General features: G+C 68.4%; 20 protein-coding genes. 9 read left to right on the top strand and 11 right to left on the bottom strand.

What is annotated here, in order from left to right; all coding sequences use genetic code 11:
- Positions 1-102 precede the first annotated feature (102 nt).
- Genes AB0J42_RS22705 through AB0J42_RS22690 form a run of 4 tightly spaced genes read left to right on the top strand, consistent with a single transcriptional unit; the run spans position 103 to position 3,015 of the window.
- Entirely contained in the window at positions 103-681 is a 579-nt protein-coding gene (locus tag AB0J42_RS22705; protein ID WP_364297445.1) for a YceI family protein, read from the top strand.
- 53 nt (positions 682-734) lie between these two features.
- Positions 735-1,802, top strand: coding sequence for an LLM class flavin-dependent oxidoreductase (locus AB0J42_RS22700; RefSeq protein ID WP_364297443.1), 1,068 nt, complete (start codon positions 735-737; stop codon positions 1,800-1,802).
- Entirely contained in the window at positions 1,799-2,365 is a 567-nt protein-coding gene (locus tag AB0J42_RS22695; protein WP_364297441.1) for an NAD(P)H-dependent oxidoreductase, read from the top strand. Before AB0J42_RS22700 ends, AB0J42_RS22695 begins: the two co-directional genes overlap by 4 nt.
- Before the next feature lie 14 nt (positions 2,366-2,379).
- Positions 2,380-3,015, top strand: a complete 636-nt coding sequence (locus AB0J42_RS22690; RefSeq protein ID WP_364297439.1) for an NmrA family NAD(P)-binding protein — start codon at positions 2,380-2,382, stop codon at positions 3,013-3,015.
- Between the two features lie 169 nt (positions 3,016-3,184).
- Here the strand turns inward: AB0J42_RS22690 and AB0J42_RS22685 are convergent, their stop codons facing one another.
- Complete coding sequence (locus AB0J42_RS22685) at positions 3,185-3,343, bottom strand: hypothetical protein (RefSeq protein ID WP_364297437.1); 159 nt, start codon at positions 3,341-3,343, stop codon at positions 3,185-3,187.
- Positions 3,344-3,451: 108 nt separating this feature from the next.
- A complete protein-coding gene (locus tag AB0J42_RS22680; protein WP_364297435.1) occupies positions 3,452-3,673 on the bottom strand; it encodes a hypothetical protein in 222 nt (73 codons plus the stop codon).
- A 94-nt stretch (positions 3,674-3,767) separates the two neighbouring features.
- Here AB0J42_RS22680 and AB0J42_RS22675 point away from each other — a divergent pair, with 94 nt between their 5' ends.
- Positions 3,768-4,799 (top strand): class I SAM-dependent methyltransferase, encoded by a 1,032-nt coding sequence (locus AB0J42_RS22675; protein WP_364297433.1) that lies wholly within the window; start codon positions 3,768-3,770, stop codon positions 4,797-4,799.
- A 63-nt stretch (positions 4,800-4,862) separates the two neighbouring features.
- Here the strand turns inward: AB0J42_RS22675 and AB0J42_RS22670 are convergent, their stop codons facing one another.
- Positions 4,863-5,852 carry a saccharopine dehydrogenase NADP-binding domain-containing protein gene (locus AB0J42_RS22670; RefSeq protein WP_364297431.1) on the bottom strand — a complete coding sequence of 330 codons (990 nt, stop codon included), beginning with the start codon at positions 5,850-5,852 and terminating at the stop codon, positions 4,863-4,865.
- A 97-nt stretch (positions 5,853-5,949) separates the two neighbouring features.
- Between AB0J42_RS22670 and lgt the strand changes: the two genes are divergently transcribed.
- The 3 genes from lgt (at position 5,950) to AB0J42_RS22655 (ending at position 8,052) form a co-directional block, all read left to right on the top strand.
- Positions 5,950-6,795 carry a prolipoprotein diacylglyceryl transferase gene (gene lgt / locus AB0J42_RS22665; protein ID WP_364297429.1) on the top strand — a complete coding sequence of 282 codons (846 nt, stop codon included), beginning with the start codon at positions 5,950-5,952 and terminating at the stop codon, positions 6,793-6,795.
- Positions 6,796-6,878: 83 nt separating this feature from the next.
- On the top strand, positions 6,879-7,385 hold the full coding sequence (locus AB0J42_RS22660) for a hypothetical protein (protein WP_364297427.1): 507 nt from the start codon (positions 6,879-6,881) through the stop codon (positions 7,383-7,385).
- A 79-nt stretch (positions 7,386-7,464) separates the two neighbouring features.
- Complete coding sequence (locus AB0J42_RS22655; protein WP_364297425.1) at positions 7,465-8,052, top strand: DUF1707 domain-containing protein; 588 nt, start codon at positions 7,465-7,467, stop codon at positions 8,050-8,052.
- A 28-nt stretch (positions 8,053-8,080) separates the two neighbouring features.
- On the opposite strand, the gene AB0J42_RS22650 is transcribed toward AB0J42_RS22655, so the two are convergent.
- From AB0J42_RS22650 to msrA, 4 genes are all read right to left on the bottom strand, one after another.
- A complete protein-coding gene (locus AB0J42_RS22650) occupies positions 8,081-8,269 on the bottom strand; it encodes a hypothetical protein (protein ID WP_364297423.1) in 189 nt (62 codons plus the stop codon).
- 21 nt (positions 8,270-8,290) lie between these two features.
- Positions 8,291-8,878 carry a PIN domain-containing protein gene (locus AB0J42_RS22645; protein WP_364297421.1) on the bottom strand — a complete coding sequence of 196 codons (588 nt, stop codon included), beginning with the start codon at positions 8,876-8,878 and terminating at the stop codon, positions 8,291-8,293.
- 3 nt (positions 8,879-8,881) lie between these two features.
- Complete coding sequence (locus AB0J42_RS22640; RefSeq protein WP_364297419.1) at positions 8,882-9,337, bottom strand: helix-turn-helix domain-containing protein; 456 nt, start codon at positions 9,335-9,337, stop codon at positions 8,882-8,884.
- Positions 9,338-9,647: 310 nt separating this feature from the next.
- Entirely contained in the window at positions 9,648-10,307 is a 660-nt protein-coding gene (gene msrA / locus AB0J42_RS22635) for a peptide-methionine (S)-S-oxide reductase MsrA (RefSeq protein WP_364297417.1), read from the bottom strand.
- Positions 10,308-10,423: 116 nt separating this feature from the next.
- Here msrA and rarD point away from each other — a divergent pair, with 116 nt between their 5' ends.
- Entirely contained in the window at positions 10,424-11,344 is a 921-nt protein-coding gene (rarD, locus tag AB0J42_RS22630; protein ID WP_364297415.1) for an EamA family transporter RarD, read from the top strand.
- On the opposite strand, the gene AB0J42_RS22625 is transcribed toward rarD, so the two are convergent.
- Genes AB0J42_RS22625 through nuoL form a run of 4 tightly spaced genes read right to left on the bottom strand, consistent with a single transcriptional unit; the run spans position 11,312 to position 17,299 of the window.
- Positions 11,312-12,301 (bottom strand): polyprenyl synthetase family protein, encoded by a 990-nt coding sequence (locus AB0J42_RS22625; RefSeq protein WP_364297413.1) that lies wholly within the window; start codon positions 12,299-12,301, stop codon positions 11,312-11,314. The two genes, rarD and AB0J42_RS22625, sit on opposite strands and share 33 nt — an antisense overlap.
- Positions 12,302-12,312: 11 nt before the next feature.
- Positions 12,313-13,899, bottom strand: a complete 1,587-nt coding sequence (nuoN, locus tag AB0J42_RS22620; RefSeq protein ID WP_364297411.1) for an NADH-quinone oxidoreductase subunit NuoN — start codon at positions 13,897-13,899, stop codon at positions 12,313-12,315.
- Positions 13,896-15,461, bottom strand: a complete 1,566-nt coding sequence (locus AB0J42_RS22615; protein WP_364297409.1) for an NADH-quinone oxidoreductase subunit M — start codon at positions 15,459-15,461, stop codon at positions 13,896-13,898. Before AB0J42_RS22615 ends, nuoN begins: the two co-directional genes overlap by 4 nt.
- Positions 15,461-17,299: an NADH-quinone oxidoreductase subunit L gene (gene nuoL, locus AB0J42_RS22610; protein ID WP_364297545.1), complete on the bottom strand. Its 1,839-nt coding sequence runs from the start codon at positions 17,297-17,299 to the stop codon at positions 15,461-15,463. The genes AB0J42_RS22615 and nuoL overlap by 1 nt, the downstream gene beginning before the upstream one ends.
- Position 17,300 lies beyond the last annotated feature (1 nt).

The following is a 17,300-nucleotide window of genomic DNA, read 5'->3' as shown; positions in this document are numbered from 1 at the left end:
CGGGCAGTCTAGCAGGAATAGTTGACACATCACATAGGTGTCGTATCAAATAGGTGACGCGTCACCAATGTGGCGGCGCTTACCGATCTCAGGAGTACCTACGTGACAAGCACCGCAACGACGACCGCCCTGTCCGACCTGGCCGGCGACTACGTCCTCGACGTCGCCCACACCCGGATCGGCTTCGTCGCCCGGCACGCGCTGGTGACCAAGGTCCGCGGCCAGTTCAACGAGTTCGAGGGCGGCGTGAGCATCAACGCGGAGGACCACAGCAAGACCACCGCGTACGTCGCCATCGACGTCGCGAGCATCGACACCCGCAACGCGCAGCGCGACGAGCACCTGCGCAGCAGCGACTTCCTGGCGATGGACCGGTTCCCGCAGATCACCTTCGTCTCCACCGGAGTCCGCGTCACGAGCGAGCAGACGGTGGAACTGACCGGCGACCTCACCATCAGGGGCATCACCGACTCCATCACCGTGCCGTTCGAATTCCAGGGCGGGGTCCTCGATACGTTCGGCAACCACCGCATCGGCTTCGAAGGCTCTGCCGTCATCAACCGCAGGGACTACGGGATCACCTGGAACGGCCTCCTGGAGACCGGCGGCGCCCTGGTCAGCGACAAGATCGCGCTGGAGTTCGAGCTCGCCGCGATCAAGCCGGGACAGGTCGAGGGCTGAAATCGCCGTTCGGGCCTACGACATTCCTCATCTTTCGTCGGAGGAGGACGGAAATGACAGATTTATTCGAAGTTGGAATCATCACCTTCGGCGAGATCAGCCCCGATCTCACGACTGGCAAGGTGATGTCGCAACGCGACCGCATGGCCGAGATCGTGGAGCAGGCGGTCGTCGCCGACGAAGCCGGCCTGGATGTCTACGCTGTCGGTGAGCATCACCGATCCGACTTCGTCGCCTCGGCTCCGCCGGTCATCTTGGCCGCGGTGGCCGCCCGGACCAAACGCATCCGCCTGACCAGCGGGGTGACCGTGCTGGGCTCGGAAGACCCGGTCCGGGTCTTCCAGAACTTCGCGACGCTCGATCTGCTCTCCGACGGCCGGGCCGAGATCATCGCCGGCCGGGGTTCCTTCAGCGAGTCGTTCCCGTTGTTCGGCTACGACGTCGCCGACTACGCCGACCTCTACCGGGAGAAACTGAACGCCCTTCTCTCGATCCGCGACAGCAATCCCGGGGTTTGGGGTGGCGGGCCGCACACCCGTGACCTCACCGGGCTCGACATCGCTCCCCGGCCCGTCGGCGAGTTGCCGATCTGGATCGGCAGCGGAGGCACTCCCGCCTCCGCCACCCGTGCGGGCCTGATGGGCCTGCCCCTGGCGCTCGGCCTGCTGCTCGGGCCGGTCGGTCAGTTCGCCCACGGGGTGGCGAAGTACTACGAGGCGTTCGAGGCCGCCGGCCATCCGGTGGCGAACGCGCGGGTCGGCATCACCGCGCACGGCTATGTCGGCCCGACGAGCCAGGGGGCCCGCGACACGATGTATCCGTACTTCAAGGTGGGTATGCGCGAGAACAACCACCAGCGCGGAGCCGGGTTCGACCTGCCGCGGCGCGCTTTCGACGCGCAGGCGACGCCGGGCGGAGGACTGCTCGTGGGAAGCCCACAGGAAGTCATCGACAAATTGATGACCTACCACGAGCTCTACGGAACGACCCGAGCCCTCTTCCATCTCGGCTACGGGCACATGCCGCAGCGCGACCACCTTGCCGCCATCGAACTCCTCGGCACCGAGGTCGCGCCGGTGCTGCGGCGCGAACTGTCCCAGAGTGTCCGGAGGTCGGCATGAGCCGCGCCCTGAACGTCGTCGTCGTCAACGGCAGTCCGAACGAGCGATCCAAGACCATGGGTCTCGCCGGGCTCGTCACGTCCCGGCTCAGCGAGTACGTGCCGATCGAACTCCATCAGATCGACGTCTACCGGCTCGGGCGGAGCTTCACCGGAGCCACCGCGCGCGAGGACGTCTCGCCCGAGGTCGAACAGCAGATTCGGCTGGCCGAGGAAGCCGACCTGATCGTCGCGGCGACACCGGTGTTCCGCGCCTCGTACTCCGGAATGTTCAAGCACTTCTTCGACCTGGTCGAGCAGTACGCCCTCGCCAACAAACCCGTCATCCTGGTGGCCACCGGCGGAAGCGATCGGCACGCGCTCGTCATCGAGCACGCGCTCCGGCCGCTTTTCGGCTTCTTCCAGGCCGCGACCGCGCCGGTCGGCTTCTACGCCAACGCGGGCGACTTCGACGGCACCCTGGTCCTGAACGGCGAGGTGTACAGCCGCGTCGAAATGGGCCTGAACGACATCCTGCCGCAACTTAAGGCGCTGGCCGATCGCGAAGAAGTCGCCGGAGTCTGATCGCGGAGGCGGCTGTGTCCCCGCCGCACCCGGCGCATCAAATCCAGAAGGCCGGGGTTCCGCGCTGGATCCCCTCGGACTTCTCCCTCGCGATGGACCGGCTCGACTACGGCGACAACGAGGTCGTCGACCTGCGCAAAAAGGCCGGCGATCTCACCCGCGGCAGCACCGTGGCATCCACGCCGATCCTCATCGGCGCCTTCCTCGAGGTGCTGAACATGCCCTGGTACAAGTGGATCGACTGGGAGTCCGGCGTCTTCAGCTACTGGGGTGACGGCGATCAGCCCGTCGACTTCACCACCTACGGCGACACCGCCGAATGGACCGCCGAAGTAGCCCTCGACCCCTCGACCGCCGGACGCACCGTGCGGGTCGTCGGCGAGGTGCTGACGCTGAAGGAACTGCACCAGGCCATGGAGCGCGGCTCCGGGCGGCGGCTTGAGGCACGGTGCCTCGGCAGCACGGACGACCTCAGCGCCGAGATCGAACGCCTCAAGGCGGTGGCCACCGACCCGTTCGAGTACATCCTCCTGCAGTACACCCTGGCCATGGTCACCGGGAAGGGGAAGCTCGACCCGCTCGACAACCACCGCTACCCCGACGTCACGCCGACCAGCGCCGAACAGTTCTTCCGGCAGGCCACGAGCTGACACTCACCCGGGTGCACGGACGACCTGCGCGCGTGACTGTCGGTAGAGATCCAGGAGCCGGGGCGGTCCTTTCCGGACACGATCGCCCCGGCCTGGAACGTCCTCGACTACCGGCGGGCCTCCGCGGGCGTCGTGAGTTGCCGCGCGAAGATCGCCCCTGCTTCGCCGATCACTCCCGTTCCAGTGGCTGGTCCACCACGGCGAGAACTTCCGGAAGGACAGGTTCCTGGAGGGCGTGGACGGCGTCCGCCTGCCGTTCGGGCACGTCGTGGTGATGCTGGGCATGCTCAAACCCAGCGTCGACGGTGAACGCCTCGACATCTTTCACCCGCGAAATAGACACCGTCACCGACACTCCGGCGACCAGGGTGGTGCAGGACCTGCGCCTGACCAAGAACGCGGTCGGCCTCCTGCTGCTCACCCCGCATCAAGGGGGCTATGGGCGCGCGTCCAGTTGCTGGATCCACCGCCGTACGGCCGCGTCGACCTCCTCGCGAGCGTAGCCGCGCAGGACGATGTCGAACTGTGCCCCGTCGAGGTCGTCGCGGAGCTCCTTGATCGGCTCGTCCTCACCGGCGAGCGCCCGCTGGACCCGCTCGGCCAGCTGGTCGACCTGGTGGCGGTAGTAGCCGCGTAAGCGGACTGTGAAGTGCGTCACCACCCCATGATCGCAGATGGGCCCCCAACGTGGGGGTCCCGTACGTGGGGGTCCCGTACGTGAGGGTGCCCGTACGTGAGGGTGCTCTCGTACGATGAAGCACGTGATCGGCGTGGTCCGCTCCCTCTGGCATGAACCCCGTCCCCCGGATCCGCCGAGGCGGGTGTGGCGCGACTGGGCGCTCGTGGGGGTGCTGGTGCCGGTCGCGGTGCTCGAAGGGGTGCGGGGGGCGGATCTGCCGTCGGTGCTGCTCACTCTCGGGCTGATCCCCACGCTGCTGTGGCGGCGCACCCGGCCGCTGCTCATGCTCGTGATCGCGTTCGGCGCGACGTCCCTGGCGACGCGCTCTGAGCGGTCGGCTTGGATGAGCCGTATGGACCGCCAGCAGATCAGCCACCTCGCCCACCGCGACCACCCCATCGCCGCACCGGTCTCCGGCGCGCACGTGACCCGGCTGCTGCGCCGCGCCCGGCTGCCCGAGGGGGCTCGCATCCTCGACCTGGGCTGCGGCGAGGCGGCCTGGACCCTGCGCGCGCTGGCGCTCTACGAGGACGCGACCGCCGACGGCGTCGACATCTCCGCCGAGGCGCTCAGGGCGGCCGAGGAGCACGCCGACCGCCAGGGCCTCTGGGAACGCATCCGGCTGCACGAGAAACCGGCCGCCGACTTCCCGGTGGCGGAGACGTACGACCTGGTGCTCTGCGTCGGGGCGACGCACGCGTTCGGCGGGCTCCGGGCCACCGCCGAGCACGTCCGCCGCTACCTGAAGCCGAACGGGCTGGCGCTCATCGGCGAGGGGTTCTGGGAACGCGAGCCGACCCCGGACGCGCTCACCCGGCTCGGCGCCTCCCCGTCGGACTTCTTCGACCTGCCCGGCACCGTCGCCCTGGCTGAATCGTGCGGTTTCGACACCGTCTACGCCTACACCAGCGACCTGTCCGAATGGGATGACTACGAGTGGTCCTGGACGGGGACGCTGCTGCGCTGGGCCAACGAGCACCCCGGCCCGGACGCCGACACCGTCCGCGCGGCCGCCCGCGAGCACCGCGACATGTGGCTGCACGGCTACCGCGGCGTCCTGGGCTTCGTCACCCTCCTGCTCCAGCGTCAGGGCTCTTCTCAGTAGCGCTCCACGACCGGTACGCCTGCCTGTTCGAGGCGTGCCAGCCGCATGGCGGCGTCGACACACTTATCCGAGCAGCTTCAGGTGCGCGGAGAGCGCGCGGAGGAAGTCCGGCGCGTCGAAGATCTTCCCGGCGGAGGCGACGCCGGTGGTCGCGGTCCGGCCGGTCAGGACGCGCCGCACCGCCTCGACCACGAGCGGCGCGCTGACGGCGTAGATGTCCCGTCCGCTCGCCGCCGCCCGCCGTTCCTCGCCGCCGGATCGTACGACGACGTCCACGAGGAACGTCTGCCCGGACCCCGCGACCGGCGCCGGCGTGTCCGGCGCGGCCAGGTCTTGCGCCGCCTCGACCGTCATGTACGAGCGGACCTCCGGGATGGGCAGATGGCTGGGGATCGTGACGACGTCGGCCATCGTGAACTCGGCGATGACCTCCCGGGGACCCATCGGCTCGGGGAAGGGCCAGCGCAGGGTCGGCGGCTCGTCGTCGTGGTAGGCCAGCTCGCCCTTGGTGAAGCGGACCCGCCGGCCGTTCCGCCGCTCCCCCGAGACCTGACCTGCCATGCGGGTGCCGGGCGTGGGATGCCAACTACTCAGCCCGTAGGCGACGTGCGCCTCGTCGGCCGCCGTCCAGTCGCCCATAGCCGTGGTGGCCAGCAGGTCGGCCAGGCCGCCGAAGAACGCCATCGCCGGGACGACCGCGACCCCGGCCTCGCGCGCCCGGTCCGCGAAGCGCGCGAACGTGTCGGCGTTCGCCTCGATCTCGGCCGCCACGTCCACATACGGGATCCCGGCTCTCAGCGCCGCCTCGATCACCGGCCCCGCCGTCGTCGCGAACGGCCCGGCACAGTTGATCACCGCCGCCGCGCCGGCCATCGCCCGATCGAGCGCCCCCGGGTCGTCCACCGGCGCCGGGCGGACCTCCGTCCCCAGTGCCTTGAGCCTGCCCTCGTCCCGGCCCGACAGGATCGGGACGAAGCCCTGCCGCCGCAGCTCCGTCACCACGAACCGGCCGGTGTGCCCGTTCGCGCCGTACACCATCACAGTCTCTTCCACGGGGAACATGCTGGCGGCGGCGACTCCGCGGCACGAGTGTCGGAAAGGCCATCATGCGCGCAATTTCGGACAGCGCGCGGTCGGCTACTCTCACCCCATGCCCCCAGCCTCGATCCCGAGCCCATCCCAGGCGGTCTGGCATCTCGGGTTCATCCCGATCCGGGCCTACGCGCTCTGCTTCGTCGTCGCGATCCTCTTCGCCATCTGGCTCAGCGAGCGCCGCTGGCAGGCCCGCGGCGGCGAGAAAGGCACGATCGGCGACATCGCCGTCCCCGGCGTGCTCTTCGGCCTGGTCGGCGCGCGCGTCTACCACGTCATGACCGACTGGCAGACCTACTTCGGCCCGCGCGCGATCAAAGAGCCCTACCAGGCGCTGTTCATCTGGGAAGGCGGGCTCAGCATCTGGGGCGCGGTCGCCCTGGGCGGCGTCGGCGTCTGGTGGGCCTGCCGCCGCCGCGGCCTGTCGCTGAGCGCCGTCGCCGACACGGTCGCGCCCGGCCTCGCCTTCGGGCAGGCGATCGCGCGCTGGGGGAACTGGTTCAACCAGGAACTGTACGGCTCGCCCACCACGCTGCCGTGGGGCCTGGAGATCGACCCGGCACATGGCGGCGAGCCCGGCGTCCTCTACCACCCGACCTTTCTGTACGAGTCGCTGTGGACCACGGCGCTCGGCTTCGCCCTTCTCCTGGTGGGCCGGCGATCCGCTCTGGAGCACGGCCGCCTCTTCGCCCTCTATGTCGCGGGTTACACGCTCGGCCGCTTCTGGATCGAAGGACTGCGCATCGACCCGGTGGGCGGCGTGGACCACGCGGTGACCCTCCTGGGCCTGCGCATCAACCAGTGGACCTCGATCGTCCTCTTCCTCGGTGCCCTCGCTTATTTGTGGATGACTCGTACGAAGACCACCGAACCCTCCGCCGACCGAGCAAGCAGTCCGTCGTAAGTCGTCCACCCCGCGAACCAATCAGCGCACCTCAGCGTCCCACCTACCGCTCGTGTTCAAGCGGATCCGGAGAGGAAGCGTTGATGGCCAAGAACAAGGCGGCTGCTCGCGATCAGGCGAAGGGCTGCGGTTGCCTCGCAGCCGTCTTCCTCGTCCTGGTCAGCTGCGGCGCCCTCCTCTCCGGGAACGATCCAAAACCTCCCGCCGCCTCCCACCCGGCCCCCTCACTGACGCACACCCCTTCCTGGACTCCGGAGCCCGTGCAGGATCTCGACAAAGCCGGCGACGTCGTACCGAAGACCCGTAACCTCTACGCCGACGTGGGACGCAGCCCGAATACGCACAACCGCGACACCGCCGAGCAACGGACGCACAAGCGCAAGCCCACCCAGGAGCGCCGCCGTCCGAAGACACGCGACCGCGGCACCTCCCAGAAACGCCATCACCCGAAACCCACCCGCAAGCCCCGGCCAGAACCGGCCCCCCTCGCCCGCGCACACCCGGGCGGCTTCTGCGGGACACCCGGCGCGGTCGGCATCGCATCCAACGGCCGCACCTACACCTGCCTCGGCGGCCACTGGCGCCGCTGACCAGACGTGACTCATGCAGAGATGACCGGCGACCCACGTGGACTCCCAACGGAGACAAACGCGTACTATCGTGATTCCTATGGAAAACCGCCCCTCGCCAAGGGACTCCCAGCTGTCGCATCTGCGCGCCTCCGACAGCAACCGGGAACAGATCGCCGCCGTGCTCGGTGAAGCGATGAGCACCGGCCAGCTGAGCCACGAGGAGTACTCCGAACGCCTCGACAAGCTCTACCAGGCCAAGACCGTGGGAGAACTCCAGCTCCTCACCCACGACCTCCAGGTCGACCAGCGCCCGGCGGCGGCCAACCTGATCACGCCGGCCACGAGCTCCGAGCCGGACAACGTCATCGCCGTCTTCGGCGGCACCGAGCGCAAGGGCCGCTGGCGCGTGCGGCGCCTGACCAGGGCGTTCGCCATGTTCGGCGGCATGCGCTTCGACCTGAGCGACGCCGAGTTCGAGGCGAAGGAGGTCGAGATCAAGGTCACCGCCATCTTCGGCGGGGCCGAGATCGTCGTCCCGGAGGGGATGGAGGTGCGGAGCAAGGGCGTCGGCATCTTCGGCGGCTTCGACGTCCACGGCAGCGCGAACCCCGACCCCTCGGCGCCGGTACTCGTGGTGAAGGGCCTCGCCCTGTTCGGCGGGGTGAGCGGCAAGCCTCGCCGCTGACCTATTCGAAGGAGTGGAGCGCCAAGCTCTACTCCTCGATGAGGATGCCCAGCGCGCCGGCCAGCGCGAACCCCAGTCCCTGCACGTTCCGGCTGCTGACGATCGCGCCCCTGAGACTGGCGACACCACCGATCCCCAGCAGCACGCAGTCGGAGAAGTACGCGCCGTCCAGTTGCGCCTGGGGCAGGCCACACCGGTGCCGCCGATGCCGCAACAAGGTACTGCTGGTGGTAGCGCTTCACTTCGCGCTACAGAACCAGCCTGGGAGGACTTCAGCCGGCTCGAAGAGCAGCGACCGCTTCGACGAGGCCCGCCGCCTCCAAAGCGTCGAGCACGTCATCAACGGTCTCCGGCGGCTGGTCCGCGAGTCCGCGATCTGCTGCACACAAGCCCAAACGACCCTTCCGTCCAGGTCGATTTGGTCCAGCACGAAGTCGTCGGGCGACTTCACCTCGATATCCCATGGAGCTAAGTAGTCAGCAGGGAAGTCCTTGAGATTCGATGTAACGATCACCCCCGCGCCCACCTTGATCGCCGCAGCCAGCACATGCCGATCATCGGCGTCGGGAAGCTTCAACCCTTCGATCAGTGGCTCGTACCCCTCGACGAGGCAGTCTCGGACAGCGGAGTTCATCAGGCAGCGGAGCCTGCCGAGCTTCTCCGCAGGAATGTCGGGCCGGTTGGCGGCAAGGTTGCGCTGCATCTCGTCAAGGATTCTGTTGGTCCACCTGGCTTGCACGCGTCCCGTCATGGCGAGGCGAATGAGCAGGTCACGCACCGTGTTGCCGTACAGCACGTTCGCGTCGTAGACCACGACGAATGTCATGGCTCAGATGCCCAGCTCTTGCCCCAGCGCGGCGAGTTCGTCGGCCGCGGTCCGGCGCTTGGCGTCGTCGCGACGCTTGTACTCCTGAAGATCCTCGTACCTGATTCGGCGGTGCTTGCCAATCAACCGGAAGGGGATTTCTCCCGCCTCCAGAAGTTTGATCACGTACGGGCGTGAGACGTTCAGCATGTCCGCCGCTTGCTGTGTCGTCAGCTCAGCATGTGACGGAATCACCGTGACTCCGCGCCCTTCGGCTGCTTGGGCGAGGATGAAGGCGAGCAGACTCACGGCTTCGCGAGGCAGGATCAACGGATCCTCACTACCGTGTTCTCCGGCGACCCGGACGGTCGGCTGCTCGGGATACCGCATGAGGTAATCCTTGATCCGGCGTACCGCGCGACCGGCTACCTGGGCGTCGATGCTCCCCGGCTGAACTCGCTTGGCCTGCACGTCATTCATGACGTCACCCCCTCTTCGCAGTATCCGCAACAGGCGAAATAAACGCAAGCAAAATCGCTAGCGGCTTACGGCGCACACGGCCGTCAACAGGACCATGGGCGTGCTGCTGCCCTAAGGCCCTGATGGGCGAAGAAGGCGTGGATCTCCGCAAGGCCGTCACAGACAGGGGCTGCCGACCGGGCGAAGACACCCGGTCGCTCGTTCAAGCGCGCCAGGAGGACACGCCTTGGGTCAGCATGCCGTGCCCTTTGGCGCGCTCTGGGTCTTAATCGACACCGCCAGACCAGGCGATCAGGGGGCCCCCGCAGGTTTACGCCTCGCCGGAGGTCAGGCCCACCGGGCAGGCCACGCCAGTACCGCCGATGCCGCAATACCCATCAGGCACCTTGAAAAGGTACTGCTGGTGATATTCCTCAGCGAAGTAGAACGGCTTGGCCTCCGCCAGCTCCGTCGTGATAGCCCCGTACCCCGCCTCAGCGAGCACCTTCTCGTACGCGTCCCGTGACGCCTCCGCCGCCGCCCGCTGCTCCGGCGTGTGGTAGTAGATCGCCGAGCGGTACTGGGTGCCGACGTCGTTGCCCTGGCGCATGCCCTGGGTGGGGTCGTGGGCCTCCCAGAAGACCTTGAGTAGCTGCTCGTACGAGATGTCGGCCGGGTTGTAGACGACCCGGACGACCTCGGTGTGGCCGGTGCGGCCGGAGCAGACCTCTTCGTAGGTGGGGTTGGGCGTGTAGCCGCCCTGGTAGCCGGCGGCGGTGCTGTAGACGCCGGGGGTCTGCCAGAACTTGCGCTCGGCGCCCCAGAAGCAGCCGAGCCCGAAGTCGGCGATCTCGTAGCCGTCGGGGTAGGGCGGGGCGAGGGGGGCGTCGAGGACCGCGTGGCGGGCCGGGACGGGCATCGGGTCGGGGCGGCCCGGCAGGGCCTCCTCGGGTGTGACCATGGTCGTCTTGGTTCCGAACAGCCAGCCCATCTGGAGCACCTCCACAGTCCACTGTACAGCCGCGTCAACGGTTAACCATCTCTACATATTTCCGATTAGGACTGAGCATTTGTGCTCAAAGGTGCTGATGCCGGAGGATGGGGTTCATGCCTGAACTACGGCGCGGTGTGGTCTACGGCGTGGCCGCGTACGCCATGTGGGGCCTGTTCCCCCTCTACTGGCCGCTCCTCAAGCCCTCCGGGGCCGTCGAGATCCTGGCCCACCGGATGGTGTGGTCCCTGCTCACCGTCGTCGCGGTGCTCGCCCTGAGACGGCACTGGTCGTGGGTGCGGGAGCTGGCCGGTCAGCCGCGCAAGCTCGCCCTGCTGACCCTGGCCGCCGTGGTCATCACGGCCAACTGGGGGACCTACATCTACGCGGTGAACACCGGTCACGTGGTGGAGGCCGCGCTCGGGTACTTCATCAACCCGCTGGTGAGCGTCGTGTTCGGGGTGCTGCTGCTCCGGGAGCGGCTGCGGCCGCTGCAGTGGACGGCGGTGGGCTTCGGCACGCTGGCCGTGATCGTGCTGACCGCCGACTACGGCCGGCCGCCGTATCTGGCGCTGGTGCTCGCCGTCTCGTTCGGTCTGTACGGTCTGATCAAGAAGCAGGCGAACGTGGGAGCGGCCGAGAGTCTGACGGTGGAGACGCTGGTGCTGCTGCTGCCCGCGCTCGCGTACGTCGGGTTCCTGGAGGCCGGAGGGCAGGGGACGTTCGGTCACCTGGGCGGCTGGCATGTGGCGCTGATGGTCGGCGCCGGCGTGATCACGGCGGTGCCGCTGCTGTTCTTCACCGCCTCCGCGATCCGGGTGCCGCTGAGCACGATCGGGGTGCTGCAGTACATCGCGCCGGTGCTGCAGTTCCTGTGCGGGGTGCTGATCGTGAAGGAGACGATGCCGCCGAGCCGGTGGCTGGGGTTCGGCATCGTCTGGCTGGCGCTGGTCGTCTTCACGTACGACAGCCTGCGGGCGGCGCGGGCCGCCCGCGTCAGCCGATCAGCCAGACCGCTCGACCACGTAGTCACATAGCGTCAAAAACGCGGCCCTGGCCGGGATGTCGGGGAGGCCGGAGATGTCGGCCCGGGCCCGGTCGACCCAGGCGTCCAGGTCGCCTCTGGCCCGTTCCATCGCGGGGTGGGCCCGCAGCAGCGTCAGCGCCTCGTCGAGGTTCTCCTCCGCCACCGGCCCGGCGAGCAGCTTCCCGAGCCGGGACGCCGGGTCGTCGGCCAGCACGTAGAGCACCGGCAGGGTCTTGACGCCCTCGCGCAGGTCGGTGCCGGGCGTCTTGCCCGACTGCCGGGCCGAGGAGGCGACGTCCAGCAGGTCGTCGCCGAGCTGCCAGGCCACGCCGATGGCCTCGCAGGCGCGGCTGAGCCGCTCCTCGACGTCGGCGGGCGCGCCCGACAGCAGCGCGCCGAACCGCCCGGCCGCCGCGATCAGCGAGCCGGTCTTGTCGGCGAGCACGTTGAGGTAGTGGGCGATCGGGTCGTCGCCGGCGCGCGGCCCGATCGTCTCGCGGATCTGCCCCTGCACCAGGCGGGAGAACGTCTGGGCCTGGATCCTGATCAGCTCGGGCCCGAGGTCGGCGAGCAGGTCGGAGGCCTGGGCGAACAGGTAGTCGCCGGTCAGGATCGCCACGGTGTTGTCCCACCGGGCGTTGGCCGACGGCGAGCCGCGGCGTACCCGCGCCTCGTCCATGACGTCGTCGTGGTAGAGCGAGCCGAGGTGAGTCAGCTCGATGACCACGGCGCCGGGCACCACACCCGGCGCCGACGGGTCACCGAACTGCGCCGCCAGCAGCACCATCAGGGTGCGGAAGCGCTTGCCACCGGCCTCGATGAGGTGCTTGGACGCCTCCGTGACGAAGGCGTCCTCGCTCTCCACCGACGAGCGCAGCAGCTTCTCGACCGCGGCCAGACCGTTGGCCACATCCTGCGCCAGCCGCTCGTCTTCGATAGGAAGGTCAACAACGGGAGGCGCGGACATATGGTTTTCCCCTATCTAACGAAAAGGCTGGAAGCAGCCGTGTCGGCGAGCTGGAGTACGGGTTCCGGGAACACCCCGACCCCTACCGTAACCAGCAGCGAGAGCGCGATGACGGTCACGGTGCCGGTGCTCGGCACCGCGATCGCCGGGCCGTCGGCCGCCGGCTCGCTGAAGAACATCAGCACGATCACGCGGACGTAGAAGAACGCCGCGATGGCCGAGGCGATGACACCCAGCACGACCAGCCCGGTCATCCAGGCGCCCAGCGGGTCGCCCGCCTCCTGGCCGCTTCCGATGGCCGCCGTGAACAGCGCGTACTTGCCGAAGAAGCCGCTGGTGAGCGGGATCCCGGCGAAGGCCAGCAGGAAGAAGGCGAAGATCCCGGACAGGACCGGCGCCCGCTTGCCCAGGCCCGCCCAGCGCGAGAGGTGGTTGGCCTCGCCGCCCGGGTCGCGCACCAGCGTCACGATGGCGAAGGCACCGACGGTCGCGATGCCGTACACCAGCAGGTAGAACAGGATCGCCTGCAGCGACACGGCGTTGCCCTCGGCGGTGCCGTACGTCGCCATCACACCCACCAGCAGGAAGCCGGCGTGCGCGATGGACGAGTAGGCCAGCATCCGCTTGATGTCGGTCTGCGTGATGGCGATCACGGCGCCGACCAGCATCGTCAGCGCGGCGACGGCCCACAGCACCGGACGCCAGTTCCAGTCGAGGTTGCCCAGGCCGACCCAGAACACCCGCAGCAGCGCGCCCACGGCCGCCACCATCGTGCCGGAGGCCATGAGGGCGGTGATCGGCGTCGGCGCGCCCTGGTAGACGTCCGGCTTCCAGGCCTGGAACGGCGCCGCACCGATCTTGAAGAGCAGGCCCACGCCGAGCAGCGCGAACCCGAGCAGCAGCAGCGGGTCGAGCAGCGCGCCGCGCGCCAGCGCCTGGTTGATCCCGGCGAACTTCACCGTGCCGGAGTAGCCGTAGAGCATAGCGGTGCCGTACAGGAAGAACGCCGAGGAGAACGCGCCCAGCAGGAAGTACTTCATCGACGCCTCCTGCGACAGCAGGCGGCGCCGGCGGGCCAGGCCGCACAGCAGGTAGAGCGGCAGCGACATGACTTCCAGGGCGACGAACATCGTCAGCAGGTCGTTCGCGGCGGGGAACAGCAGCATGCCGCCCACCGCGAACAGCGCCAGCGGGTAGACCTCGGTGTGCTCGTGGCCGGCCCGCTCGGCCCCTTCCTCGTCGGGGCTGCCGGGTACGGAGGCCGCCGAGGAGACGAAGTGGCCCTCGTCGTTGATCAGCAGCACGCAGACCGCGGCCAGGACGAGGATGACGCCCCAGATGAACAGGGTGGGCCCGTCGATCGCGAGCGCGCCCATGGCGACCGGCGCGTTCGGCACGTCGCCACGCACGACCTGCACGATGACCAGCGCGAAGGCGCCGATCAGCGAGAGCAGGGTGAGCGGCACCTGGAACGACCGGCGCAGGTAGCGAGGCGCGAACGCCTCCACGGCGACGCCGATGATCGCCGCGCCGAAGACCAGCAGCATCGGCGCGAGCGTGCCGAACTCGATCGTCGGGAATGGGATGGTCGGGTTCACTGCCCGGCTCCCTTCTCAGCGACGCCCGGGTTTTCAACCTGGACGTTGACCAGAGTGGCGGATACGGCCGGGTTGATCACGTCAAGCAGCGGCTTGGGGAAGAACCCGAAGCCGATGACGAGTGCGATGAGCGGAGCCAGGACCCACACCTCGCGGGCGTTCAGGTCCTTGAACGCCTTGACCGGCTCGGCGGTCGGGCCGTTCAGCACCCGCTGCACCATCCACAGGATGTAGACGGCGGCCAGGATGACGGCCACCGCGGAGAAGATCGCCGCCACGGTGAGCGCCCCGGAGCCGAACGCCTGGCTGGAGTAGGTGCCGATCATCACCATGAACTCGCTGACGAACGACGACAGCCCCGGCAGGGAGAGCCCGGACAGTCCGGCGATCAGGAAGAAGCCGGCCAGAACGGGCGCGACCTTCTGGACGCCGCCGTAGTCGGCGATGTGCGGCGAGCCCCGCCGGGCGATGAGGAACCCGGCCGCCAGGAACAGCGCGCCGGTGGCGAAGCCGTGGTTGACCATGTACAGCGCCGCCCCGGCCTGGGCGACCTGGGACATGGCGAACACTCCCATGACGATGAAGCCGAAGTGGGAGATCGACGTGTAGGCGATGAGCCGCTTCATGTCGGTCTGCCCGATGGCCACGATCGCGCCGTAGATGATGCTGATGACCGACAGCACGATGATCGGCGTGGTGAACGCCTTGGAGGCGTCCGGGAACAGCTCCAGGCAGAAGCGGAGCATGCCGAACGTGCCCACCTTGTCGAGCACGCCGACCAGCAGCACCGCGGCCCCGGCGGGCGCCTGGGCGGCCGCGTCGGGCAGCCAGGTGTGCACCGGCCAGAGCGGCGCCTTGATGGCGAAGGCGATGAAGAACCCGGCGAACAGCCACTTCTGCGTGGCCGGGTCCTGGATCGCCCCGACGAGCTCGGGGAACATGAACGTCCCCTTGTCGGCGACCACGTACATGCCGATGACGGCCACCAGCATGAGCAGCCCGCCGAACAGCGAGTACAGCAGGAACTTGACCGCCGCGTAGGACCGCTGGGCGCCGCCATAAGACCCGATCATGAAGTACATCGGGATCAGCATGGCTTCGAAGAAGACGTAGAACAGGAAGACGTCGGTCGCCGCGAAGACGCCGATCATCATCGTCTCGAGCACGAGCAGCAGCGAGAAGTACGTCTTCACCGAGCGCTTCGGCGCGACCACGGTGCCGTCGGCGGCCTTGACCCCGTCGGCGTCGTGCCAGGAGGCCAGCACCACGATCGGCACCAGCACCGCCGAGAGCGCGATCAGCACCAGCGCGATGCCGTCGACGCCCACGCCGAAGTTGACCCCGAAGCTTGGGATCCAGGAGTACGTGGCCTCGAACTTGAAGCGGTCACCGGCGGCGTTCGGGAACTGGAACGCCATCACCAGCGTGAGGACCATCACCACCAGCGAGACCAGCAGGGTGACCTGCTTGGCCAGGGTGGTGCTGCCCTTCGGGAGCAGTGCCACCACGATGGCGCCCAGCACGGGCACCACCATGAGTGTCGGGAGCCAGAGTGACGACATCAGATGTTCCCTACGAGGAGCAGGGCGCCGGTCAGGACCGCGGCACCGAACAGGATGGACAGCGCGTAGGTTCTGGCGAAGCCCGTCTGGAGCCTGCGCAGGCGCCCCGAGCTGCCGCCGATTCCCGCGGCCAGCCCGTTGACCACACCGTCGATGCCGCGGTTGTCGAAGAACACCGCGAGGCGGGTCAGCCACTGGCCGGGACGCATGATGAGCGACTCGTTGATCGCGTCGCCGTACAGGTCACGCCGGGCGAACGTGGTGAGGAACGAGCCGCGCGGCTGCACGGCGGGCACCTCGGAGCGTCCGTACTTGTACCAGGCGTAGGCCGCGCCGACCGCGACGAGCGCGAGCGTGGCGATGCCGGTCGTGCTCGTGAAGTGGAACTCGGGCCGGACGGCGGGCGCGCCCACGGCGGGGGCCAGCCAGTCCATGAGCCGGTTGCTCAGGATCAGGTAGCCGCCGAGGAAGACCGAGCCGATCGACAGCACGATCAGCGGGACCGTCATGACGGACGGCGACTCGTGCGGGTGGGCGTTCTTCTCCCAGCGCTTCTCGCCGAAGAAGGTCATGAAGACCATCCGCGACATGTAGAAGCCGGTGATGCCCGCGCCGAGCACGGCCAGCCAGCCGAGGACCGGCTGGGCCTGCACCGCGGTCTCGATGATGCCTTCCTTGGTGAAGTAGCCGGAAAGCAGCGGGAACCCGATGATCGCCAGGTAGCCGATGAAGAACGTGGCGAAGGTGACCGGCATGTACTTGCGGAGCCCGCCGTACTTGCGCATGTCGACCTCGTCGTTCATGCCGTGCATGACCGAGCCGGCGCCGAGGAACAGGTTGGCCTTGAAGAAGCCGTGCGTGATCAGGTGGCCGATGGCGAAGGCGTAGCCGACCGGGCCGAGACCCGCGCCCAGCATCATGTAGCCGATCTGCGACATCGTGGAGCCGGCGAGGCCCTTCTTGATGTCGTCCTTGGCACATCCGATGATCGCACCGGCGAGCAGCGTGGCCGCACCGACGATGGCGACGGCGAGCGCCGCGCCCGACCCCTGCGGGAAGAAGAACGCGCCCGAGCGGACCACCAGGTAGACGCCGGCGGTGACCATCGTCGCCGCGTGGATCAGGGCCGAGACCGGGGTCGGGCCCTCCATCGCGTCGAGGAGCCAGGACTGCAGCGGCAGCTGCGCCGACTTGCCGCAGGCGGCGAGCAGCAGAAGCAGCCCGATGGCCAGCGTGGTCGGGTTCTCCTCCGTGACCGGCGTCAGCCCGCCGAAGGCGAGCGTGCCGAACGTGGTCCAGATCATGAACATGGCGACCAGCAGGCCGAAGTCACCGACCCGGTTCACCACGAACGCCTTCTTGGCCGCGACCGCCGCCGACGGCTTGAACTGCCAGAAGCCGATCAGCAGGTACGAGGCGAGTCCGACGCCCTCCCAGCCGATGAACAGCCCCACATAGTTGTCGGCCAGCACCAGCAGGAGCATGGCCGACACGAACAGGTTCAGGTAGGCGAAGAACCTGCGCCGGTCGGGATCGTTCTGCATGTAGCCGATCGAGTAGATGTGGATCAGCGATCCGACACCGGTGATCAGCAGTGCGAAGGCGATCGACAGGGGGTCGATGAGCAGCCCCATGTCGACCATTCCCGGGATGAACTCCCACAGGTGCACCGCCTGGCGGCGCTGCCCCTCCGGAAGCCCGAGCAGCTCGACGAACGCCAGCACCGCCACGACGAACGAGGCGAGGGACATGGCCACGCCCAGCAGATGGCCCCACCGGTCCGTGCGGCGGCCGAGCACCAGCAGGATGGTCGCCCCCAGCAGCGGGATGGCGATCATC

It is taken from the genome of Nonomuraea sp. NPDC049649, assembly GCF_040675175.1.
In the GTDB taxonomy this organism is placed as follows: Bacteria; Actinomycetota; Actinomycetes; order Streptosporangiales; family Streptosporangiaceae; genus Nonomuraea.
Note: the sequence above shows the minus strand (reverse complement) of the source record. Positions and strands in the feature narration are given on the sequence as shown.